The following is a 22,864-nucleotide window of genomic DNA, read 5'->3' as shown; positions in this document are numbered from 1 at the left end:
AGGCGCGCATTCTAGCAGTCACGCCGGGCCAGGCCGAGGGTGGCAAAACATATACAAGACTTGTACATTGTAGGGGTAGTGGCGGCATACCGGCTTGTGAATTATTGCCACACTCTCCCGGCCCGCCCCCGTTTACGCTGTACAAGTATCGCGCGAACACCGCCAGCCACCGTCCACCGACAAGACTGCCCCCATGCCCCTACGCCACGTCCCAAGACTCCTGCCCCTGCTGCTGGGCCTGCTGCTGGTGGTGGCCATGCCACTCCAGGCCCAGCAGCCCACCGCGGTGATCGCCGCCGAGGTGCGCCTGGCTCCCTGGTCCGATCCACTGGCTTCGCTGGGCACCCTGCGCGCCGACGAGAGCGTGACACTCTCGGCTACCGTGACCGACGTGGTGCGCGAGCTGAACTTCCGGGATGGTGACAGCGTCGAGGCAGGGCAGCTGCTGGTCCGCCTCGCCGATGACGAGGCCCAGGCCGACCTGCGGGCCGCCCAGGCCCTGCGCGAGGAGCGCCGCAACGCCGTCAATCGCCTTAGCCAGTTGCAGGAACGCAACCTGGCACCGCGGGGTGACCTGGAGGATGCCCAGGCGCGGCTGCGACAAATCGAGGCCGAGATCCAGGGCCTGGAAGCGCGGCTGGCCGACTACCGCATCCACGCCCCCTTCGCCGGGCGGGTCGGCTTTCGCAACGTCAGCGTGGGCACCCTGGTCACCCCTGGCGCCGAGCTCGTCACCCTCGACAAGCTCGACGTGATGAAGCTCGACTTCACCCTGCCGGAACGGGCCCTGGGCGAGATCACGCCGGGCCTGGCACTGCGCGCCACCAGTGCCGCCTATCCCGACACCGCGTTCCAGGGGGAGATCGACACCATCGGCACCCGCGTTGATCCGGTCAGCCGCAGCATCACCGTGCGGGCACAGATCGACAACCCCGACGGCCAGCTGCGTCCCGGCATGCTGATGAACGTGGCGGTCGAGCGCGAGGCCCGCCAGGCCATGGTGATTCCCGAGTCGGCGCTGATCCCCCAGGGACGCCGCCAGTTCGTGCTCACCCTCGAGCCGAGTGACGAGCACCGGGTGACACGCCGCGAGATCACCATCGGCGCCCGTCGGCAGGGCGAGGTAGAGGTCCTCGACGGGCTGGATGTGGGCCAGCTGGTGGTGGCCCATGGCACCGAGCGCGTGCGCGACGGCCAGCCGACTCGCCTGCTGGGCATTCTCGACGAGAGCACCAGCGTCCCCGAGCTGCTGCGCCAGGACCGTGACGATGCAGGGGCCAACGGCTGATGCGCCTCTCCGATATCTCCGTCCAGCGGCCGGTGCTGGCTACCGTGCTGGCCGCCCTGATCGTGGCCTTCGGCCTGCTCGCCCTGCAGCGCCTGCCGCTGCAGGAGTATCCCTCCATCGACCCGCCTATCGTCAGTGTCGATACCCGTTATCCGGGCGCCTCAGCCAGCGTGGTGGAGACCCGCATCACCCAGGTGCTCGAGGATCGCATCGCCGGCGTCTCCGGCATCCAGGTGATCTCCTCCTCCAGCCAGGACGGACGCTCCAGCATCAACATCGAGTTCGGTCTCGACCAGGACATCGACTCGGCGGCCAACGATATCCGCGATCGCATCTCCGACGCCGCCGGCAACCTGCCCGATGAGGCCGACCCGCCCGAGGTCGAGAAGGCCGACTCCAGCTCCGAGGTGGTGATCTGGCTGTCGCTCTCCGGCGAGGGCTACACCATGGCCGAGCTCACCGACTACGCCAACCGCTACCTGGTCGATCGCTTCTCGATCCAGCCCGGCGTGTCGCGGGTGATCATCGGCGGCGGCCGAGAATACGCCATGCGCGTATGGCTCGACGCCGATGCCATGGCGGCCCGCGGCCTCACCGCCGGCGACGTCGAGGACGCCCTGCGCGCCGACAACGTCGAGCTTCCCGGTGGCTCCATCGAATCCAGCGAGCGCCAGTTCATCGTGCGCCTGCCGCGCGGCTTCGCCACGCCCGAGGACTTCCGCAGCCTGGTGCTGGACGAGGCCGACGACGGCTACCTGGTACGCCTGGGCGATATCTCCCGGGTGGAGATCGGCGCCGTGGAGGAGCGCACCATCTTCCGCGGCAATGGCACCCCCATGGTGGGCCTGGGCATGGTCAAGCAGTCCACCGCCAACGTGCTGGAGATCTCCCGGGAGGTGCAGGCCGAAATGGCGCGGCAGCAGCCGGGACTCCCCGAGGGCATGACGCTGGCGCTGAACTTCGACTCCTCGGTATTCGTCGAGGGGGCCATCTCCCAGGTGGTGCAGACCCTGTTCATTGCCATGGGCCTGGTGGTGGTGGCGATCTTCCTGTTCCTGGGCAACCTGCGCACCACCCTGATCCCCGCGGTCACCGTGCCCATCGCCCTGATCGGCGCCTTCGGCGCCCTGGCGGCAATGGGCTTCACCATCAACCTGCTGACCCTGCTGGCGCTGGTGCTGGCCATCGGCCTGATCGTCGACGATGCCATCGTGGTGCTGGAGAACATCCACCGCCGCATGCACGACCACGGCGAGACGCCGCTGGTAGCATCCTTCCGCGGCACCCGTCAGATCGCCTTCGCGGTGATCGCCACCACCCTGGTGCTGATCGCGGTGTTCGTGCCGCTGAGCTTCCTGGAGGGTGATATCGGCCGACTGTTCTCGGAGTTCGCCCTGACCCTGGCCGCCGCCGTGGCTATCTCCAGCCTGCTGGCGCTGACCCTGACACCGATGATGGCGTCCAAGATCCTCAAGTCGGGCATGCACGAGGGACGCCTCGCCCGTGGCGTGCAGTGGGCACTGGAGCACTCGCGTTGCGTCTATCGGCGACTCCTCGAGCGGGCCCTCAAGCTGCGCCTGCTGGTGGTGGCGCTGTTGCTCGGAGTGATCGGCGGCATGGTCTGGCTGAATGCCGAGCTGCCCAACGAGTACACCCCCCAGGAGGATCGCGGCAACTTCTGGGTACTGGTCAACGGCCCCCCCGGCGCCACCTATGACTACATGCTCGACTATATGGACGAGATCGAGGCACGGCTGCTGCCGATGCTCGAGACCGGTGAAGTCGACCGTGTGGTGGTACGCGCGCCACGCGGCTGGGGCAATATCGAGAACTTCAACAGCGGCTTCGTGATCGTCAACCTGGCCGACTGGGGCGAGCGGCGCTCGGCGTGGGCGATCATGGACGAGATCCGACGCAACCTCGCCGACCTGCCCGGTGTTCGCGCCTTCCCGGTGATGCGCCAGGGTTTCGGCTCGAGTGTCGAGAAGCCGGTGCAGTTCGTGCTCGGCGGCGGCACCTACGAAGAGCTGGCCGAGTGGCGCGACACCCTGTTCGAGCATATTCGTGAGGACAACCCTCGCCTGACCGGCCTGGACAGCGACTACGAGGAGAGTCAGCCCCAGCTCGAAGTCGACATCGACTACGAACGGGCCGCCGAACTGGGCGTTACCGTCACCGAGATCGGCCGCACCCTGGAGACCCTGCTGGGCGGGCGCACCGCGACCCGTTATATCGACGACGGCGAGGAGTACGATGTCATCCTCGAAGGCGAACCCGGCGCGCGCCCCAGCCCGCAGAGCCTGGAGAGCCTGCGCGTGCGCTCACAGCGCAGCGGGGAGCTGATTCCCCTGGCCAGCCTGGTGAGCATCTCCGACTTCGCCGGCCCCAGCACACTGAACCGCTTCAACCGGGTTCGCGCCATCACCCTCGAGGCGGACCTGGCCGACGGCTATCCGCTGGGCGAGGCCCTGGAGTATCTCGAGGAGACGGTGCGTGAGCTGCTGCCGCCCGAGGCCCAGACCGACGTCAAGGGCGCCTCGCGGGACTACCAGGAGGCGAGCGGCGCCACCGGCTTCCTGCTGGGGCTGGGAATCCTGGTGGTGTTCCTGGTGCTGGCAGGCCAGTTCGAGAGCTTCGTACACCCCTTCGTGATCATGCTCACCGTGCCCCTGGCAATCTGCGGCGCCCTGCTGGGGCTCTATGTCACCGGCCAGTCGCTGAACATCTACAGCCAGGTGGGGCTGGTGATGCTGGTGGGGCTCGCCGCCAAGAACGGCATCCTGATCGTGGAGTTCGCCAACCAGCTGCGCGATCAGGGCATGGACTTCCACGAGGCACTGGTGGAGGCTTCGGTAACTCGCCTGCGCCCCATCGTGATGACCGCTGCCACCACCATGGCCGGCGCTGTGCCGCTGATCATCTCCAGTGGCGCCGGCGCCGAGACCCGCCTGGTGATCGGCATCGTCATCCTCTGTGGCCTGGCCGCCGCCACCCTGTTCACACTGTTCGTGGTGCCGGTGGCCTACGACCTGCTGGCACGTCGCACCGGCTCTCCCGGCGATGTGGCCAGGCGCCTGGAGCAGGAGATGGAGGCCACCCCGGAAGGGCATTGAGCCCACTCAACGCAAGACGGCCACCTACGGGTGGCCGTCTTGCGTTGCAACCAGCATGATCGCTGTCAGCAGTCGCCGATGCGACGGCCCTCGACCTCGGTAACCATCTCCATCTCGCCCATCTGCGGCGACTGGACGGTAACCTCCACGCGGCCCTCGGTGGTCTCGCCGAGGAAGTCCATATGGCCGACGATGTCCGCCTGACCACCCTCGGCCTCACAGACCATGCGGTAGTCCATGCCATCGACACCGACATTGTGCTCGAGCAGCTCGCACCCCTCCTCTTCCTCGATCATCTGGAAGTCGGGATCGGCGAGGTCACCCTGGGCGATACACTCGCGGGTCGTCTCTGTCTGGTCAGGGATCGGCAGGTCGCCGGAGACTGAGGTAGTACTGGTGAACTCCCACTCCCCGGGCACGATGTTGGGCGTCTCGGCCAGGGCAGTCATAGGCAGTGCCAGCAGCAGGCCGGCGAGCATGGGGGGCAATGACATGGTGCGTAAGGACATGGGACTCTCCCTGTCGTGGATTCGCCCCCAGCATAGCGGACCGGCGCACCCCGGCACAGCCCGGGACGCTATGCAGCTCCCGAGCTGTGGGCACCAATGGCCGCAGCCAGGAAACCGCTTGCATTCGCGCACTTAGGTCGATAATATATGCGCCGTTCTGACGCGAAAGGCCCAGCTGCCCGGGCGTGAGAACCACAATGCGGAGGGGTGTCCGAGTGGTCGAAGGAGCACGCCTGGAAAGTGTGTAAGTCGAAAGGCTTCGAGGGTTCGAATCCCTCCCCCTCCGCCACCGCATTGCAAAAAGCCGCTGAGAAATCAGCGGCTTTTTCTTTGCCTGACGGTTTTCCCTCGTAGATCTCCGCTTTGGCTGTATGCCGTGATGGGCCACACCCGTGCGTTGGGCGTGCTCTTCCAGCCTGGCGCCATCACACAGGTTGATCTTTCTCATTTAGCCGCTCGCGCAGCAGGGGCTCCATCACCACCTGGGCGAAGTTCTCGAGGTGGATCACGGCGGGATCGTCACCGAGCCGGCAAGGAACTCCCAGCATTGCCCCACCAGCTGGTCGATAAAGGGCTTCTCGACATCCGTGTTCTCGGGTCCTGCCATACCGTGACTCCAAGGTGCTGTAGGTGTTTGATGCAGGGGGCGCGGTATGCGCGTAAAATGAGCATATCAGCAAGGAGAGACAGGCATGACCACATCCCGCTCCCCCAAGAAGCGCCGTACCGTGAGCCGTGACGCCCTCCTGAAGAGCGTCGCCTCCTCTACCGCCGTGGAAACCGGCGAGGCCAGCCGCGGCATCGAAGCCCGTCTTCGCTCCGGCAAGTCCCGCTTCAAGTCCCTGCCGCTTGCCTGACCCGCTCCACCATCGGCGCATAGTCGCCGGCGAGTCCGGCATGGATGGCCTGGATGTAGGCCTCCTTGTTCACTCTCCAGTCATCGTAATTCAGTAGCCCCAGCCCCGCCTGATAGGCCATGGCATCGGCCAGTAGACGGGCTATGCGGCCGTTTCCCTCTCTGAAGGGATGCACCAGGATCAGCTCGACGTGGACCTGGGCGATGGCGCCTATCGCCTCCTCGCGGCTCATGCCGTTGCAAGGCGTCAGCCGGCTCAGCCACTTCTGATCCAGCTCGCGCAGCAGAAAGGGCAGCTGTCTCGCGGCGGCGAAGGGGAAGCCATCCTTCTCCAGGTTGACCTGGCGCTCTTCTCCCGCCCAGTCGTAGAGGCTGCCGAGCCAGCGCTGATGCCAGTGCTTGAGCAGTGCGGTATCAAGCGGCTGATCCTCTGCCAATGAGCCGAATACCTCCTCGTACAGCTTCAGCAGCAGCTCGGCTTCGGCCTCGTCCAGGCTCTCCTGATCGGTGATGCCGAGCTTGTTGGCCATGACCCGGCCACCTGAGCCGGGCTCGGCGCTGCCCTGTGATCCTGTGGTGCGATACCGATTCATCGAGGCGCTCCCTCGGCTCAAAGCCGCGTCAGTGGCCCATTGCCTTCAACCGCGGGCGCAGGGCGTTGACGAACTGGTTGAGCTGCTGCGCCAGCCACTCACGGCATTCGTCGTCGCTGGCGAAGTCACTGAGTCGAGCATAGCTGGCGTAACCGGGCTGGCCACTGGAGCGCCGGTTGTCGGCGCCTTCCGGGAGCTCGGCGAGGATCTGCTCGCGCTCCTCGTTGAGGCGGTCGAGCACCTGCCTGGCCTCCGACTTTGCCCCGGTGAAGAACACGCCGCAGACGCCATCTCCCATCGAACGGTAGGCGGTAAGCCAGATCCCCGGATAGGGCATGGCTACCCGGACATGGTTGCGGGGCCGGTAGGTCGGCGACTCCTGCTCCGGGTCGTCGAAGGTGATGCGCGTTAGCGGCTCCCACCAGGCGCGTTCGTCGCTCATTGAGGGGGCTTCGCCTCCCACCTCGACGTCTCCCTCCTCTGTGACCTCCTGGAGCGCGCCGCCATCGCTGGACTGCAGCTGCACGAAGGTGCGCTCGAGGGTCTCGGTCCTGGCCACCACCCGCGGCTGGACCACCAGGCCCTGCTCGCCGAACTGGTAAAGGGCGACCTCCACCAGACCGAAGCTAAAGCCGAGAGCGGCGTTGCGGGTGATCAGGTCCGCCATGCCGGTGATGCCCTCGCGGATGCCGCCGCCGGCGATCAGCAGCAGGAAGCGCCCCTCGCGCAGGGCGCGGGCGGTGGCATCCACGAAGGCGGCCTCGTCGAGGTCCGGCTGCAGCTCCCGAGCGGCCTCGAAGGGCACGTTGCCCTTGCGCCCCGTGGCAGTGGCGACCCTGCGCTGCAGGTCGGCGTAGCTCCAGCTGGACACGGCCCGGGCGTAGTCGAGGATCTGGGCGATCACCTTGCGCCGCGCCTCGGGGTTGCGCCACAGCTTGCACTCCACCAGCGTCAGCCGGCCCGAAGGGCTGATGAAGACCGCATCCACCGGGCCGGCCTCGGTCGAAAGCTCGGTACACAGCGGTACCAGCGGGGCGAAGGAGGAATCTACCTCCTCGATGGGCAGCAGGTCCGGGTTGCCGGCGAGCAGATCCCGAAGCCAGGCCTCGTTGCGGCCATCGGTGAAGCCAAGCGGTGCCCGCCGGGCGGTGGTGAAGGCGCCATTCTCGTCCTGTCGGAGGAGGATATTTCCGTAAGTAGGCATCGGTGCTGTCCCTGTCTTTTCCGGGCCTCGGTGGTTACTGGGCGAGAGCACCATCGGGCAGCGAGCGCTTGGTGCTGTCGAAGGTGGTCATGGCGGTTCCCTGTGCGATGAGCCGGCCGTCTCAGACGGCCGTGGTGACTGGCACCTATCTCATCAAACTTGGGGCGGGAAGACCATGGCCGGATGGTGGGAGCTGGAGGGTCCGTGAGGGGAACCCTCTGGAAAGGGGACAGGGAGACGAGGTAAACGAAGGACGACGGCGCCACAAGGGCGCCGTCGAGAGCATCGCTTATCAGGTTAGAACGAGACGTCGAAGACCAGTGGCACGATGGTGTAGAGCGCCACCATGATCACCAGCAGGCCGATCACATTGAGCCAGATGCCGGCGCGGATCATGTTCTTGATCGGCAGATCCCCAGTGGCGAAGGCGACGGCGTTGGAAGGTGTCGCCACCGGCAGCATGAAGGCACAGCTGACGGCGAAGGTCACCACGATGGTCATCAGGAAGGGCTCGATACCCAGCCCGACGGCTATGGCCCCCATGATCGGGAAGAAGGCCGCCGCCGTGGCCGTGTTACTGGTCAGCTCAGTGAGCAGGATGATCACGATGGCGGTGACGGCCAGAATCATGATCGGCGGGAGCCCCGACAGGCCCGATACACTCTCACCGATCCAGATGCTCAGCCCGGTGGCCGTGAACTGCGCTGACAGGGTCAGGCCACCCCCGAACAGGATCAGTACGCCCCAGGGGACGTCGCGGGTGGCCGTCCACTCCAGCAGCGCGCCCTGCCCCCTGGAGGCCGGAATCACGAACATCAGGATCGCGGCCAGGATCGCTACGCTGGTGTCGTTGATGTTGGAGAGCCACGGCAGCGCGCCCTGCACCGCAGGAATCCTTGCGATCAGCGGCAGGAACACCCAGCAGAAGACCGCCCCGGCGAAGACCATCAGCACCCGCCCTTCTTCCGGGGTCAGTCGCCCCATGGCCTTGAGCTCGGACTCGATCATCTGCCGGCCGCCCTTGATGTCCTCGACCTCGGCACGGAACACGACCTTGTTCAGCACGAACCAGGCCAGTACCAGCATGGTGGCGGAGAACGGCACGCCCATCAGCATCCAGTGGCCGAAGCCGATGGACAGGCCATGGGTGTCTTCCATGTAGGCGCGCATCAGCGCCATGGGCGGCTGACCGATCAGTGTCGCCATGGAGCCGATGGTGATGGCGTAGGCGATACCCAGCAGAACGGCGGCCGAAAACTTGGGCGTGTCCTCACCATTCCCCAGCGACTTCACCAGGGCAATGATGGAGCCGCCGATCGGCACCATGATCACCGCGGTGGCGGTGTTGCTGACCCACATGGTGATAAACCAGCTGGCGAACATCAGCCCGAAGACGATCTGCGCGGGCCTGGTGCCCACGGTGAGCACCGTCAGCAGGGCGAAGCGTCGATGCAGGTTCCAGCGCTGCGTCGCCAGGCCGAGCAGCACCCCGCCCAGCACCAGGAAGACGATACTGTGCGCATAGGGTGAGGCCGTGGTCCCCACCGAGGCGATGTCGAAGAAGGGGAACAGCACCAGTGGCAGCAGCGAGGTGGCAGGGATCGGGATGGCCTCGGTCATCCACCAGGTGGCCATCAGCATGGCGATGGCCGCCACGATACGGGCGTTGACGGCCAATGACTCGGGCAGCAGGAAGAACACCCCCAGGCCAATGACGAGCCCCAGCACGAGGGAGAATGGCTTGAAGGCAGCCGCTTCGGTATAGGGCGTCCGTTCGGCCGCGCCGGTGGTTTGCGACATGATCTTCACCTGAGTCCGCATGACGTGACCGGCAAGTGTGATCGCTGCCTCAGCGGCTCGGCCAATACCGAGGGAGTTGGAGGGCATACCTCACTCGTTCGGTAAGTATAGAAAAACCCTAAATCAAACCCCATAAAATCAATGTATTGAAAAGCATAGCCAAACATGGATATGCCAGGCGTAAGGCAGCGGAGCCGGGGCAATCCCTGCCTACATGGCAGATCGTACTGAGACCAATGGACGATTCCGGTAACGCCATCACACGGGAAGTGAAAGGCAAGAGAGCCATTGGATGGCAGCCCAGGCATCAATCGGACGACGCGGAGGCGAAGTAAGCTTCACCTTGCGCACTGTGCCGAAATGCTATGGTGGTCGTGTGCCTGGAGTACCATTGGAACAAGGATGAAGCGATGCAAGCCCGCGTGACCGCCGAAGCCGCCTTCCGGCTGTTGGCAGACGGGATGAGCCGCGCCACCGGCGATACCTTCTTCGTCACCCTGGTGGCGAAGCTGGCGGAGATCCTCGACGTGGACCACGTGCTGGTGGCCCGGGTCGGCGACGATCATCGCGCGCACACCCTGGCGGTGTGGTCGCAGGGCGGGCTGGCACCCAACCTCAGTTACGACCTGACCGGCACGCCCTGCGAGACGGTGGCGGGCCAGGAGGTCTGCCTCTATCCCGAAGGCGTTCAGCGGCGCTTCCCTGACGACGAGCTGCTGCAGCGGCTCGGGGCGGAGAGCTATCTGGGCCTCCCCCTCTTCGCCCTGGACGGCCGACCGCTGGGCCTGCTGGCGGTACTCAACAATCGCCTCATGCAGCTGGCGGGCCTCGAATCCGAGATCCTGCATATCGCCGCGGCCCAGGCGAGCGCCCAGATAGAGCGCAGCCAGACCAGCCAGGCGCTGCAGAGGAGCGAGGCGGTGGCCCGCGAGAGTGAGCGCCGTCTCGAGACGCTGCTCAACCACCTGCCCGGCATGGCCTACCGCTGCCTGAACGACGCCGACTGGACCATGCTGGTGGTGAGCCAGGGCGCCGAGGCGCTGACCGGCTATCGGCCCGAGGCGCTGCTGCACAACCGCGAGGTCAGCTACGCGGCGCTGATCCATCCGCTGGACCGCGCCAAAGTGGATACCGCCGTCGAGGAAGGCGTCGCCGCTCGCAGCCCCTTTCGGGTCGTCTATCGGCTGCGCATCGCCGACGGGCAGTGGCGCTGGATGCTGGAGCAGGGCCAGGCGCTCTACGACGCCGAGGGCGAGGTGAAGGTGCTGGAGGGCTTCATCAGCGACATCACCGAGCAGTACGAGGCCCAGCGTGTGCAGGATGCCGTGGCGCGAGTGGCGGCGGCGATCACCACACGCATCGGTGACGGCTACTTCCATAAGCTGGTGCGCCACCTGGTGGAGATCCTCGAGGCCGATGCCGGCTTCATCGCCACCTTCACCCAGCAGGGTTCCCGACGACAGGGCACGGCCTCGGTCGCGCCCTGCCACCTCACCACCGTCAGCGCGGTGGGCGATGGCGGGCGCCTGGAGAACCACGCCTTCGACCTTTCGGCCTCGCCCTTCGCGGCGCTGATGACGACGCCAGAATGTGCCGAGCAGGCGGATCCGCCGCTGCGCTGGCCGGGCCTGGCCGAGGAGCAGGCCGCCTGGATCGGTCGGCGCCTGGACAACACCCAGGGTGAGCCGGTGGGCATCATCGTGGTGCTCTACCGGGAACCGCCGGAGACCAACGGCTTCGCCTCCTCGGTGTTGCGTATCCTCTCCAGCGGCGCCGCGGCGGAGGTGGAGCGTCGCCAGGATCATTCGCGCATGCGCCAGCTCGCCTACTTCGACGGTACCACGGGGCTCGCCAACCGTGTGCGCTTCATGGAGGACCTGGTGGCGATGCGCGACGCCGCCGAGCGTGAGCTGAAGCCGCTGGGCCTGCTGCTGCTGGACATCCGGCGCTTCAAGGAGATCAACGACCTCCACGGCCACCAGCTGGGCGACAGCCTGCTGGCCACCCTGGCGGGACGCCTGCAGCGCTCGGTGGCGCCGGGCGAAGCGCTGTCGCGACTCTCTGGCGACGAGTTCGCCCTGCTGGTTCCCGATGCCACCCCGGAACGCATCGAACAGTGCGTGGCCCGCATGCGCGGGGTCATCGCACGGCCCATCTACCTGGAGCACCACGCCTTCTCGCTGCGGGTCTCCATCGGCCTGGCGGGTTACCCGCGCGATGCGCGAACGCCGGGAGAGCTGTTCAAGGCGGCCAGCATCGCGCTCTATCACGCCAAGCGCGAGGACGATGGGGTCTGCCCCTTCAGCGCCTCCATGCATCGCGACCTGGAGCGCCGCCAGCAGATGACCGAGCGCCTCGGCGAGGCCATCCGCGAGGACCGCCTGGCGCTGTACTACCAGCCCCAGATCGACCTGCGCACGGGGGAGCTGACCGGCGCCGAGGCGCTGTGCCGCTGGCAGGATGCCCAATGGGGCTGGGTCAGCCCCGGCGAGTTCATTCCCCTGGCCGAGGAGCGCGGGCTGATCCGCCCGCTGGGAGACCGCGTGCTGGAGCAGGCCACCCGCCAGCTGCTGGCCTGGGGCGCACAGGGGCTGACGCTGCCCGGCAGGCTCTCGCTCAACATCTCGGCCCAGCAGTTCGCCGACCCTCACCTGGCCGAGCATATCCAGCGCCTGACCGCCGGGCTCTCCACCACCGCCATCGCCCTTGAGCTCACCGAGAGCGACTTCATGCGCGACCCCGAGCAGGCGGTGGTCATCACCCAGGCACTGCGCAAGGCGGGCTTCACCCTGGCCATCGACGACTTTGGCACCGGCTACTCGTCGCTGGCCTACCTGCGCCGCTTCTCCGCCCAGGCGCTCAAGATCGACATGTCCTTCGTCCGGCATATGCTGGCAAACCCGCACGACCGCACCATCGTCGACACCGTCATCGCCATGGCCCAGGCGCTGGGCATGAAGACCGTGGCGGAAGGGGTCGAGACCGCCGAGCAGGCCGAGGCGCTCGCCGAGATGGGCTGCGACGAGGCCCAGGGCTACCACTTCGGCCGTCCGCTCGCGGCCGAAGCGTTCGCCGAAGAGTGGCTCGGCCCCGCGACACCCACGGATTCCGAGGAGGCCGAATGAACGACCGAGTCGACCCGCAGTCGCTGCTGCAGACGCCAGTACTCGGCGCGCGCCTGGAGGCGGTAATACGCCCGCTGCTACGCCTGCTGGAGGAGGTCACCGGGCTGCACTCCACCTACTTCACGCTGATCGACGAACAGGCCGGCGTGCAGCGGGTGTTGTATGCCCGGAACAGCGGCAGTCTGCAGCTGCCCGAGGGGCTGTCGGTGCCCTGGGAGGACACCCTCTGCCGCCGGGCGATCCTCGAGGGGCAGCGCTACACCGCCGACGTGGCGAGCTGCTGGGGGGATTCCGAGGCGGCGCGCGAGCTCGGCCTCCAGACCTACCTCAGCCAACCGATCCGCCTGGGCGACGAGACGCTGCTGGGCACCCTTTGCGCGGCCAGCGACCAGGCCATCGAGGTGTCGGCGGAGGCAATGGAGACGCTGGACACCTTCGCCGAGTTGATCGCCCGCTACGTGGACAGCGAACGCCTGCTGCGCCAGCTGGTCAGCGAGAACCGCACCCTGGCCCAGCATGCCAACACCGACCCGCTGACCGGCATCGCCAACCGCCGCGCGCTGCTCCAGGAGCTGACGCGGCGCCTCGAGCAGGCGGCGGGCGCCGGCGGCCGCTTGCATGTAGCCTTCATCGACCTCGACGGTTTCAAGGCGATCAACGACCAACATGGCCACGACGCGGGGGACCGCTTCCTGATCGAGATGGCCCACCGCCTGGTCGGCGGGTGTCAGGCCGACGACCTGGTGGCACGCTTCGGCGGCGACGAGTTCGTGATCGTGCGCCAGGCAGGCGAGCATCCACCGGCCGAGCGTGAAGCCTTCAAGGCGGCGCTGGAGGCTCTGACCGCCGGCGAGTTCCGAGTCTGCGGCGAGCGCATCCAGTATCCCGGGGCCAGCGTCGGCGTGATCACCTCGACGCCAAGTGATACCGATGCCATGACGCTGCTGCAGCTGTCGGATGCCGAGATGTATACACGCAAGCGGGCCCGCAAGGCGCGTTAGCGTTGCTGCCCTCCACCCCATACCCGCTTTACCTTGCAGGCCACCTGCCTGGGCACGCCTATCCGCCTATTAAATTTCGCCATGGTGGGCTAGGCTGACCTGGGTCAAGGTTTGATCGGCAACATCCAAGGACGAAAGATGACCGCCACCGAACAGGACCCCGGCACCCGTTTGCCGGGCGCCCAGTGTGACGCCTGCAGCCTGCATGGGGTCTGCCTGACTCAGGACCTCTCCGCGGATGCACTGGAGCGGCTCGACTCGATGCTCGACAAGCCCAGCCCGCTCAAGCGTGGTGAATCCCTGATCACCCAGGGCAATGCCTTCACCAGCCTCTATCTGGTGCGCAGCGGTAGCCTAAAGCAGGTGGTCAGGCCGCTGGGCCAGGAGCTGGAACACGTGGTGGGATTCTACTTGCCGGGTGAAACGGTGGGCCTGGAAGGGATCGGCGAATCTCACTGTCCCGCCTCGGTGGTGGCGATGGAAACCACCTTCGTCTGTGAGCTGCCCTATGCGCGCCTGCGCGAGCTGTATTGCAACAACCCCTCCCTCAGTGAGTCGCTTCTTCATCGCATGAGCCGCGAGTTGCGCGGCGAGAAGCGCCAGCTCTGCCTGATGTCCGGACGCACCGCCGAGCAGCGCCTGGCCGGCTTCCTGCTGGGGCTCTCCGAACGCTTCCAGCAACGCGGCTGCAGCCGCTACCGGTTCCGCCTGGCCATGTCCCGCGGTGACATCGGCAGCCACCTCGGCCTGGCTCTGGAGACGGTCAGTCGTGTGCTGGGGCGTTTCCAGCGCCAGGGGGTGATCCAGATTGCCACGCGAGAGCTGACCATCCTCTCCCTCGAAGGGCTGCGGGCCATCCTCGAGGAGAGCTGAGCGCGAACGCTGTCTGCCTGGCCGAGCCCGCCACCGGCACTTTGATGATGCCTGCCCCGCGACAGCCGCGAGATGGGTCAGCTTATCCTCCACCTCGGGCCATGATCTTCTCGAGCGGCGCCGGCCGCGCATAGAGGTAACCCTGGAAGCGCCGGCAGCCATGCTCCCGCAGCCAGTTCGCCTGCTCCTTGGTCTCCACGCCTTCGGCGATCACCCGCATCCCCAGCCTGTCGGCCAGGGCGATGATGGTCTCGACAATGGCGGCATCGGCGGAACTTTCGAGCAGGTCCCGTACGAAACTCTGGTCGATCTTGAGTTCGTCGAGGGGAAGACGCTTTAGGTAGCCAAGCGACGAGTAGCCGGTGCCGAAATCGTCCAGGGCGAAGCGCACACCAAGCGCGCTGAGTGCCAGCATGGTATCGCGGGCCTGCTCCGGATCCTGCAGGAACAGCGATTCGGTCACTTCCAGCACCAGATGGCGCGGATCGGCACCGCTTCTCGCCAGGATCTCGCGCACACTGTCGACGAAACCCGCCTGGCGAAACTGCACCGGGCTGACGTTGACCGAAATGGTCAGATCCCGTCGCTGTGGCTGTTCGGCCCATTGCGCCAGCTGCTGACAGGCGCTCTCCAGTACCCAGCCGCCGATGGCGACGATGCGACCGCTCTCCTCGGCCAGGGGGATGAACACCCCCGGCGAGACCATGCCGCGAACAGGGTGCTCCCAGCGCAGCAGCACCTCCAGCCCCACGGTGACGCCCGTGGTATCGACCTTGGGCTGGTAGAAGAGCCTCAGCTCGTTTCCCTCCAGGGCCCGGTCCAGATCGGCCTCAAGATGAGCACGCTCTGTCACGCTGGTCTGCATGGCATGGTCGAAGAAACGCAGCGCCGCACCACCCTCGCGTTTGGCTTCGTACATGGCCAGCTCGGCCTGCTGAATCGCCTCGGCGCCATCCAGGTCGTCGTCATGAAACAGCGAGATACCGATGCTGGCCGTGAGTGGCAGGCTCTCGTCGCCGCCACCCGCTGTGCAGGCGATCTCGCGTAATAGCTTCTCCCCCAGCCTTTCGGCCCCCCGGGCGGCGTGGGCCGGCTCGTCCCCCAGGTCCTGAACCAGCAGGGCAAACTGGTCACCGCCCCAGCGAGCCAGGGTGTCGCTCTCACGCAGGCTGCCACGCAGCACCTCGGCCAGGCGGCGCAGCAGGGTGTCGCCGCTGGCGTGCCCGAGGGTCGTGTTATAGGCCTTGAAGTTGTCCAGACCCACCAGCAGCAGGGAGGCGTAGTGATTGCGGCGCCGGCTGTGGCTGATCACCTGCCCCAGGCGGTCGAGCAACAGGCGACGATTGGGCAGGCCGGTCAGCGGATCGTAGAACGCCAGGCGCTGGATGGTGGACTCCGCCGCCTTGGCCTCGGAAAGATCGCTCAGGGTCGCCACATAGTGGCGGACTTCGCCCATATCGCCGCGCATGGCGCTGATGGTCAGCCACTGGGGGTAGACCTCGCCGCTCTTGCGCCGATTCCATACCTCCCCCTGCCAGCTGCCCTCGGCGGCAATGGTCTGCCACATCTCGGTATAGAAGGTGGAATCGTGACGACCGGAGGCCCACATGCTGGGGTTACGGCCCTTGACCTCATCTGCGGCGTAGCCAGTGATACGGCTGAAGGTGGGGTTGGTACGCAGCACCCGCCCAGCGGCATCGGTGATGAACATGCCGAGATGGGTATCGAAGGCCATGGCGGCGATCTTGAGCTCCGCGGCACTCTCCTCGACACGCCGCTGGGCCTCGGCGCGGTGCCTCGTCTCCTCGCGGAGGCGGTCCTTGGCAGCCAGCAGGCTCAGGTGCCGGCGCAGGGCGACAAAACCCACCAGGGCCAGGAACAGCCAGCCTCCTCCCAGGAGGGCGACCTGATGCCAGAGGATCTGCTGCAGACTGCAATCGGCAAGCGCCGGATAGGCGTCGGTGCCAGGGCCACAGGAAGATAGCTGGCGCGTCACGCTCCTGAGGGACCAGCCCATCACCAGGCCGGTCACGACCAGCACGGCGCCGTAGAGGAGAAACGCACGGGCACGCGAGACATGCGGCCGCGTGCCGGGGAAAGTGGGTGAGGTGGATGGCAACAGGATTACCCCAGGATGAACCGGGGGAAAGCTTGTCACAGATCATGAAATTTTTACAATGGGTTATGACGCCGTCATGATCTGCATCAAGCAGCTGGCAGTACTGCGTAGTCGCCGCGCGCCTCCAGGCAGAGGGTGTCGCCGCACCACAGGCGCTGCACCAGGGCGATGCGCCCGCGGCCCTTGTCGGCCAGCCTCGTGGTGAGGCGATCGGGCCCCGCTTCGTCTTCGGGCAGGCACTCCAGACGGTAGTCGCCGGTCACCGGGGCCAGGAAGCGCTGGGTCGCCTCGGCCACCACGACATCGCGGGAGAGCCCGTGACGACGCAGCCAGAGGGTGGTCCAGCACCAGCCGAGCAGGGTCGTCTGGGCGGCCAGCGCCCCGCCGAAGCCGGTGCCCTTGTCGTTGAGGCTGGGAGCGAGGGCCAGCGACCAGTGGAGTACATCGCCGTCGCGGCGCATCTCGCGGATGCCGAGATGGGCCACCATGGGAATCGCCTCGCCGAGCCAGGTCAGGAACTCGGCGGGGTCATCCTCGCCGCCGGGGGACGGCAGCGGGAGGCGCGGATGGGGAACACCGACCTCGCGCATCTCAGCGCCAGCGCTCCACGAAGCTCTCGATATCGTGCTCGGGGATCGGCTTGTGGCGCCCACCCAAGGTACCCAGGTAAATGAAGGCCACCACCTCGTCCTCTTCCTCGAGCCCCAGCCCCTTGCGCACCACCGGATCGAAGGCGTACTTGCCACTACGCCACATGGCACCGAGGCCCAGGGCGTGGGCGGCGAGCAGGATGGCGTGGGCGGCGCAGCCGGCGGAGATCACCTGCTCCATCTTCGGCACCTTGGGCACGTCCGGGGTCACCCTGGCGATCACCGCGATCACCATGGGCGCGCGCAGCGGCTTCTTGCGGGCGGCGTCCAGGGCGGCGTCACCGACGTGGGGGTCCTCGCGGTAGTCCGCCTCGGCGAACAGCTCACCCAGGCGCTCGCGGCCCTCGCCGGAGAACTCGATGAAGCGCCAGGGGCGCAGCTCCTTGTGGTCCGGCGCACGCAGCGCCGCCCGGTAGATGGCCTCGAGCTGCTCGGTGTCGGGCGGCGGCCCCATCAGCTTGCCCATGGAGCTGCGTTCATGCAGCAGCGTCATCGCATCCATCGGTCTCTCCCTTGGCTGTCGTCCCACGAGAATCTTTCTCGTCACTCTACCAGTGTGCCGGCGGGCTGTCGTGCCGACCGCTACTGCCTGGCCAGGCGCAGCGGCGTCGGAGGATGCTCTCCCGGGGTGGCGCGCCAGGGGCTGATGTCCAGCCCGCCACGGCGTACGTAACGCGCCAGCACCAGCAGCCGCTCGGGCCGGGCGCGGGCCATCAGGTCCATGAAGATGTGTTCCACGCAGTGCTCGTGGAAGTCCTGGTGCTGGCGGTAACCCACCAGGTAGCGCAGGAGTCCCTCGCGGTCGAGGCGCGGCCCGCGATAGCGGATCAGCACACTGCCCCAGTCAGGCTGCCCGGTGACCGGGCAGTTGGACTTGAGCAGGTGGGAGTGGAGGGTCTCCTCCACCACCTCGTCGCCGACGCACAGGTGCTCGGCGCTGGGGGTGTAGTCGTCGATAGCGATATCCAGGTCGTCCAGGCACTCGCCGGGCAGCCGGCGCGCCGCGAGCGCCTCGTCGTCGACCGCGAAGAGCTCCACCGACACCGGCGCCCCGGCGGCCCGCGACAGGTCCCGTTCCAGGATCTCGATGACCGCCTCACGGCTGGCGAAGCGGCTCTGGTTGAAGCCGTTGAGGTAGAGCTTCCAGGACTTGGACTCGATCAGGTTCGGCGAATCCGCCGGCAACCGGAAGCGCGCCACGGCCACCACAGGCTTGCCGCGGGCGTTGAGCCAGCTGACCTCGAAGGCGTGCCACTCGTCCTCACCGACGAAGGGCAGCGCGCCCTCCTCGATGCCCAGCGGGGCGCGGTTGGCGGCGCGGGGGATGGGATAGAGCAGCCCGGCATCGTAGTGTTCGGGGTAGGCGGACTCGCGCCCCAGGGGGGCGTCGGCGAGGGTTTCGGGGCGCCGGTTCATGAGCGGATCCCCTGGCCGCGCTCCAGCATGCGCAGGGCGATGGTGAAGAGCACCGCGATGAAGGTGAGGATGGCGGCCAGCGCCCAGCCCACCGGAATGTCCGAGACACCCAGGAAGCCGTAACGGAAGACGTTGACCATGTAGAGGATGGGGTTGAGCATCGACACTCCCTGCCAGAACTCCGGCAGCAGCGAGATCGAGTAGAAGACCCCGCCAAGATAGGTCAGCGGTGTCAGGATGAAGGTCGGCACGATGGAGATGTCATCGAACTTCTTGCCCAGCAGCGCGTTGATGAAGCCACCGATGGCGAACAGTGCCGCGGTGAGCACCACCACCAGCAGGGTCAGCAGCGGGTGCGCCACGCTGATGCGGGTGAAGAACAGCGACACGATAGTGACGATCAGCCCGACACCCAGGCCGCGGGCCATGCCGCCGAGCACGAAGCCTGAGAGGATCACCCAGCTGGGCATCGGCGACACCATCATCTCCTCGACGCTGCGCTGGAACTTGTTGGAGAAGAAGGAGGAGGCGACGTTGGAGTAGCTGTTGGTAATCACCGACATCATGATCAGCCCGGGGACGATGAAGTCCATGTAGCTGTAGCCGTCCATCTCACCAATGCGCGAGCCGATCAGGTTGCCGAAGATGATGAAGTACATGGTCATGGTGATCGACGGCGGCAGCAGGGTCTGCGGCCAGATGCGCGTGAAGCGCTTGATCTCCTTGACCACCAGGGTCCACAGGGCGATGGCGATCTGACGGGGATTCATGCGCGCGCCTCCTTGTCCTTTCCGGCATTGGCCTCGGCGGCCCGGTCCAGGGCCTGGTTGCCCTGCTCCACCATGCTGACGAACATCTCCTCCAGGCGGTTGGCACGGTTGCGCATGGAGACCACCTGGATGCCCTGCGCGGAGAGCGCCTCGAAGATGTCGTTGAGGCGCTGGCCGCGATGCACCGCCACGCTGAGCTGGGCGGGCTCCGACTGACTGACCTCGAAGCCGGACACCTCCGGCACCTGCTCCAGCGGATGGGCCAGGTCGAACAGGAAGGTCTCGGTATCCAGCTCCGTCAGCAGGTCGCGCACGCTGGTGTTACGGATGATCTCGCCATGGTTGATGATCGCCACGTTGCGACACAGGCTCTCCGCCTCCTCCAGGTAGTGGGTGGTGAGGATGATGGTGGTGCCCTGCTCCCGGTTGATGCGGCGCATGTACTCCCACATGCTGCGGCGCAGCTCGATATCGACGCCCGCGGTGGGCTCGTCGAGGATCAGCAGCTTCGGCCGGTGCATCAGCGCCCTGGCGATCATCAGCCGGCGCTTCATGCCGCCGGAGAGCATCCGTGCGCTGCCGTTGCGCTTGTCCCACAACCCCAGGTCACGCAGCAACTCCTCGGCACGGGGCAGCGCCTCGCGCCGCGACATGCCGTAGTAGCCGGCCTGGGCAAGCACGATGTCGATGACCTTCTCGAACTGGTTGAAGTTGAACTCCTGAGGCACCACGCCGAGGTGATACTTGGCGCGGGCGAAGTCGCGGTCGATATCGATGCCGAAGATCGACACCTGGCCGGCGCTCTTCTGCACCAGCGACGAGACCACGCCCAGGGTGGTGGACTTGCCGGCACCATTGGGGCCGAGCATCGCGAAGAAGTCCCCCTCGGCGACGTCGAGATCGATGCCCTTCAGGGCCTGGAAGCCATTGCCGTAGACCTTGGTCAGGCCACGGATGGACAGAGCCGGTTCGGCCATGCGCAATCCTTGAAACGGTTCGGGGTTCGATGGCGGGCATGCCGCAAAGGCATATCGATATGGGGGCGCCTGGCATGAAGTTCAAGCCGGCGGCGGCCACGCCCGGATGACAGGCACACAAAATGGCCTGCGCATCGGCAGACTGAAGCAACATCAAATTAGGGGGGGGGAGGTTCCGATTGGAGCGGGAAAGGAGATTCGACCGGGCTGGCGATCCAGCTCCTGACGCGAGCCTTGGCCTGTTGCAGGTGACCGATTGGAGCGGGAAAGGAGATTCGAACTCCCGACCCTCGCCTTGGCAAGGCGATGCTCTACCACTGAGCTATTCCCGCTTGATCGGTACCGCTGAGCGAGCGAGGTGGCGTCCCATAGGGGGTTCGAACCCCTGTTCCCGCCGTGAAAGGGCGGTGTCCTGGACCACTAGACGAATGGGACGCAAAATCTTCTTTTCAAGAAGATGGAGCGGGAAAGGAGATTCGACCGGGCTGGCGTTCCAGATCCTGACCCGAGCCTTGGCTCTCTTACCGCACCGTTGGAGCGGGAAAGGAGATTCGAACTCCCGACCCTCGCCTTGGCAAGGCGATGCTCTACCACTGAGCTATTCCCGCTTGTCTCGCACTACTATTTCTCTTTCAACCGGCGCCCTCGACGACTCGCTGCTGCAGCCGAAGAAGTGGCGTCCCATAGGGGGTTCGAACCCCTGTTCCCGCCGTGAAAGGGCGGTGTCCTGGACCACTAGACGAATGGGACGCATGGAGCGGGAAACGAGATTCGAACTCGCGACCCTCGCCTTGGCAAGGCGATGCTCTACCACTGAGCTATTCCCGCACTACGGTTACCTGATGAGTCGAGTGGCGTCCCATAGGGGGTTCGAACCCCTGTTCCCGCCGTGAAAGGGCGGTGTCCTGGACCACTAGACGAATGGGACGCAATGTCTCGCCTCGTCGAGGTGGCGCGCATATTATCGAGCCCTCGGCAGGGTGTCAAGCCTTGGCATGCCTTCCATATCAGGCAGTTGACAGCCCGCCCCGCGGAAGATAGAGTACGCGCCGCTGGCTACGTAGCTCAGCTGGTTAGAGCACATCACTCATAATGATGGGGTCCCCTGTTCGAATCAGGGCGTAGCCACCAGCCAGACACCGAAAAGCCCGCCTGACATCGTCAGGCGGGCTTTTTTGGCTTCGGGCTTCGCGCAACAGGCAGCCGGCCGCCTTACCGGCGGCCGGCAGGGGTCAGGCCAGCTCGGCGCGATTGCAGAAGGCGGCCAGCACCCGCGTCAGGTAGGCCACATCCTCGCTGCCCGCGGTCTCGCGGATCGAGTGCATGGCCCACTGGGGCACCCCCACGTCCAGGGTCGGCACACCCAGCTCGGTGGCGGTGATCGGCCCGATGGTGCTGCCGCAACCCATGTCGGCGCGGGTCACGAAGCTCTGCACCGGCACCTCGGCCTCGCGACAGAGGTCGCGGAACAGCGCTGCGGTGGCGCTGTTGGTGGCGTAACGCTGGCTGGCATTGACCTTGATCACCGGGCCCCCGTTGAGCGCCGGGCCATGGGCGGCATCGTGCTTGTCCTGGAAGTTGGGGTGCAGCGCATGGGCGTTGTCGCAGGAGATCATCCTGGAGGCCTGGATCAGACGGATAAAGCCCTCCTCGCTGCCGTCGCCAAGCTGCTCGCTGACCCGACGCAGCACGTCCCCCAGGAAGGGTCCCTGGGCGCCGCAGGCGCTGGCACTCCCCACCTCCTCGTGGTCGTTGGCCACCAGCAACGCCCCTTGCCGGCCATCGCTGGCCAGTAGCGCCTCCAGGCCGATAAAGCAGGAGAGCAGATTGTCGAGCCGGGCGCTGGCGATCAGTTCACCGTTGATACCCACCCGTGCCGGCGGCTGCATGTCATGGAATCCCAGCTCGAAGTCGAGCAGTTCGACGTCGGCCAGGCCGTGCTGCTCGGCAATCCACGCCTTGAGCAGCTTTTCGAAATCGCCCAGCTCACCACCCTGCAGCAGCACCGGTGCCATCTCGGTCTGGGCGTTCAGTGCACGCCCGTTGTTGGCCTCGCGGTCGAGGTGGATGGCGAGGCTGGGAATGATCGCCACGGGGCGGTCGACATGCAGCAGCCGCCCCTCGAGACACCCGTCGGGATGGCGCACATGGACGCGTCCGGCGAGACCGAGGTCGCGGTCGAACCAGGGGGCGAGCAGCGCCCCCCCGTAGACCTCGACGCCGAGCTGTAGCCAGCCTGCCCCGGTCTGGGCGGCATTGGGCTTGAGCCGTAGCCCGGGGCTGTCGGTGTGTGCGCCGATCATGCGTAGCGCCTCGAGCCTGCCTTCGGGGAGCTGCAGGGCGATGATCGACGAGTCGTTACGCGTCACATAGACGCGCTCGCCGGGCGTCAGCGCCCAGGCCTCGCGCTCATCGAGGCGCCGGAAGCCGGCCTCCTCGAGGCGCGCGGCCATGTTGGCGGTGGCGTGCCAGGGGGTGGGCGAGCGATGCAGGAAGTCGAGAAGCCGCTGGAGCAGATCGTCCTGAGACAACATGGGTTCCTCTGGGCTGGAGGTGATGGGCGCAGCAGG

General features: G+C 66.4%; 17 protein-coding genes and 8 tRNA genes. 8 read left to right on the top strand and 17 right to left on the bottom strand.

The window, feature by feature from the left end:
- The first annotated feature begins 193 nt into the window (after positions 1-193).
- Together LWH48_RS10645 and LWH48_RS10640 are read left to right on the top strand one after the other, a co-directional pair.
- Positions 194-1,288, top strand: coding sequence for an efflux RND transporter periplasmic adaptor subunit (locus LWH48_RS10645; RefSeq protein WP_232912544.1), 1,095 nt, complete (start codon positions 194-196; stop codon positions 1,286-1,288).
- Positions 1,288-4,401: an efflux RND transporter permease subunit gene (locus LWH48_RS10640; RefSeq protein ID WP_232912543.1), complete on the top strand. Its 3,114-nt coding sequence runs from the start codon at positions 1,288-1,290 to the stop codon at positions 4,399-4,401. Before LWH48_RS10645 ends, LWH48_RS10640 begins: the two co-directional genes overlap by 1 nt.
- A 65-nt stretch (positions 4,402-4,466) precedes the next feature.
- Here the strand turns inward: LWH48_RS10640 and LWH48_RS10635 are convergent, their stop codons facing one another.
- Positions 4,467-4,910 carry a DUF3617 domain-containing protein gene (locus tag LWH48_RS10635; protein ID WP_232912542.1) on the bottom strand — a complete coding sequence of 148 codons (444 nt, stop codon included), beginning with the start codon at positions 4,908-4,910 and terminating at the stop codon, positions 4,467-4,469.
- A 201-nt stretch (positions 4,911-5,111) separates the two neighbouring features.
- On the opposite strand from LWH48_RS10635, the gene LWH48_RS10630 reads away from it, so the two are divergent.
- A tRNA-Ser gene (locus LWH48_RS10630) sits at positions 5,112-5,199 on the top strand.
- Between the two features lie 403 nt (positions 5,200-5,602).
- Positions 5,603-5,767, top strand: a complete 165-nt coding sequence (locus LWH48_RS10625; protein WP_170293779.1) for a hypothetical protein — start codon at positions 5,603-5,605, stop codon at positions 5,765-5,767.
- On the opposite strand, the gene LWH48_RS10620 is transcribed toward LWH48_RS10625, so the two are convergent.
- The 3 genes from LWH48_RS10620 to LWH48_RS10610 all read right to left on the bottom strand — a co-directional run bounded on the left by LWH48_RS10620 (position 5,745) and on the right by LWH48_RS10610 (position 9,363).
- The gene (locus LWH48_RS10620) at positions 5,745-6,296 is read right to left on the bottom strand and encodes a Fic/DOC family protein (RefSeq protein WP_205743541.1); all 552 of its coding nucleotides are present in this window, start codon (positions 6,294-6,296) and stop codon (positions 5,745-5,747) included. The two genes, LWH48_RS10625 and LWH48_RS10620, sit on opposite strands and share 23 nt — an antisense overlap.
- Positions 6,297-6,387: 91 nt before the next feature.
- Positions 6,388-7,563, bottom strand: a complete 1,176-nt coding sequence (locus LWH48_RS10615; RefSeq protein WP_232912541.1) for a hypothetical protein — start codon at positions 7,561-7,563, stop codon at positions 6,388-6,390.
- A gap of 297 nt (positions 7,564-7,860) precedes the next feature.
- Positions 7,861-9,363, bottom strand: coding sequence for an SLC13 family permease (locus LWH48_RS10610; RefSeq protein WP_232912540.1), 1,503 nt, complete (start codon positions 9,361-9,363; stop codon positions 7,861-7,863).
- A 410-nt stretch (positions 9,364-9,773) separates the two neighbouring features.
- Between LWH48_RS10610 and LWH48_RS10605 the strand changes: the two genes are divergently transcribed.
- The 3 genes from LWH48_RS10605 to LWH48_RS10595 all read left to right on the top strand — a co-directional run bounded on the left by LWH48_RS10605 (position 9,774) and on the right by LWH48_RS10595 (position 14,362).
- Complete coding sequence (locus LWH48_RS10605) at positions 9,774-12,488, top strand: EAL domain-containing protein (protein ID WP_232912539.1); 2,715 nt, start codon at positions 9,774-9,776, stop codon at positions 12,486-12,488.
- On the top strand, positions 12,485-13,489 hold the full coding sequence (locus tag LWH48_RS10600) for a GGDEF domain-containing protein (protein ID WP_232912538.1): 1,005 nt from the start codon (positions 12,485-12,487) through the stop codon (positions 13,487-13,489). The genes LWH48_RS10605 and LWH48_RS10600 overlap by 4 nt, the downstream gene beginning before the upstream one ends.
- A 138-nt stretch (positions 13,490-13,627) precedes the next feature.
- The gene (locus tag LWH48_RS10595) at positions 13,628-14,362 is read left to right on the top strand and encodes a helix-turn-helix domain-containing protein (protein WP_232912537.1); all 735 of its coding nucleotides are present in this window, start codon (positions 13,628-13,630) and stop codon (positions 14,360-14,362) included.
- 82 nt (positions 14,363-14,444) lie between these two features.
- On the opposite strand, the gene LWH48_RS10590 is transcribed toward LWH48_RS10595, so the two are convergent.
- The 12 genes from LWH48_RS10590 to LWH48_RS10535 form a co-directional block, all read right to left on the bottom strand.
- Entirely contained in the window at positions 14,445-16,481 is a 2,037-nt protein-coding gene (locus LWH48_RS10590) for a putative bifunctional diguanylate cyclase/phosphodiesterase (protein ID WP_232912536.1), read from the bottom strand.
- An 86-nt stretch (positions 16,482-16,567) separates the two neighbouring features.
- Positions 16,568-17,071, bottom strand: coding sequence for a YiiD C-terminal domain-containing protein (locus LWH48_RS10585; RefSeq protein WP_232912535.1), 504 nt, complete (start codon positions 17,069-17,071; stop codon positions 16,568-16,570).
- Position 17,072: 1 nt separating this feature from the next.
- The gene (locus LWH48_RS10580) at positions 17,073-17,633 is read right to left on the bottom strand and encodes a nitroreductase family protein (RefSeq protein WP_232912534.1); all 561 of its coding nucleotides are present in this window, start codon (positions 17,631-17,633) and stop codon (positions 17,073-17,075) included.
- 80 nt (positions 17,634-17,713) lie between these two features.
- Positions 17,714-18,547, bottom strand: coding sequence for an NADPH-dependent 7-cyano-7-deazaguanine reductase QueF (gene queF, locus LWH48_RS10575; protein ID WP_232912533.1), 834 nt, complete (start codon positions 18,545-18,547; stop codon positions 17,714-17,716).
- Positions 18,544-19,317: an ABC transporter permease gene (locus LWH48_RS10570; protein WP_232912532.1), complete on the bottom strand. Its 774-nt coding sequence runs from the start codon at positions 19,315-19,317 to the stop codon at positions 18,544-18,546. The genes queF and LWH48_RS10570 overlap by 4 nt, the downstream gene beginning before the upstream one ends.
- A complete protein-coding gene (locus LWH48_RS10565; RefSeq protein WP_232912531.1) occupies positions 19,314-20,294 on the bottom strand; it encodes an ABC transporter ATP-binding protein in 981 nt (326 codons plus the stop codon). Before LWH48_RS10565 ends, LWH48_RS10570 begins: the two co-directional genes overlap by 4 nt.
- Positions 20,295-20,551: 257 nt before the next feature.
- Positions 20,552-20,626, bottom strand: a tRNA-Gly gene (locus LWH48_RS10560).
- Between the two features lie 27 nt (positions 20,627-20,653).
- Positions 20,654-20,729: transfer RNA gene (locus LWH48_RS10555), tRNA-Glu, on the bottom strand.
- 98 nt (positions 20,730-20,827) lie between these two features.
- A tRNA-Gly gene (locus tag LWH48_RS10550) sits at positions 20,828-20,902 on the bottom strand.
- 66 nt (positions 20,903-20,968) lie between these two features.
- Positions 20,969-21,044 (bottom strand) — tRNA-Glu (locus LWH48_RS10545).
- A 3-nt stretch (positions 21,045-21,047) separates the two neighbouring features.
- Positions 21,048-21,122 (bottom strand) — tRNA-Gly (locus LWH48_RS10540).
- 24 nt (positions 21,123-21,146) lie between these two features.
- Positions 21,147-21,222: transfer RNA gene (locus tag LWH48_RS10535), tRNA-Glu, on the bottom strand.
- A 126-nt stretch (positions 21,223-21,348) separates the two neighbouring features.
- On the opposite strand from LWH48_RS10535, the gene LWH48_RS10530 reads away from it, so the two are divergent.
- A tRNA-Met gene (locus tag LWH48_RS10530) sits at positions 21,349-21,425 on the top strand.
- A 101-nt stretch (positions 21,426-21,526) separates the two neighbouring features.
- Here LWH48_RS10530 and LWH48_RS10525 read toward each other — a convergent pair.
- Positions 21,527-22,825: a M18 family aminopeptidase gene (locus LWH48_RS10525; RefSeq protein ID WP_232912530.1), complete on the bottom strand. Its 1,299-nt coding sequence runs from the start codon at positions 22,823-22,825 to the stop codon at positions 21,527-21,529.
- Between the last annotated feature and the right edge of the window lie 39 nt (positions 22,826-22,864).

Source organism: Halomonas sp. G15 (genome assembly GCF_021282295.1).
Taxonomy (GTDB): Bacteria; Pseudomonadota; Gammaproteobacteria; order Pseudomonadales; family Halomonadaceae; genus Halomonas; species Halomonas alimentaria.
The sequence above is the reverse complement of the archived record's forward strand: the minus strand, read 5'-3'. Positions and strand labels throughout refer to the sequence as shown.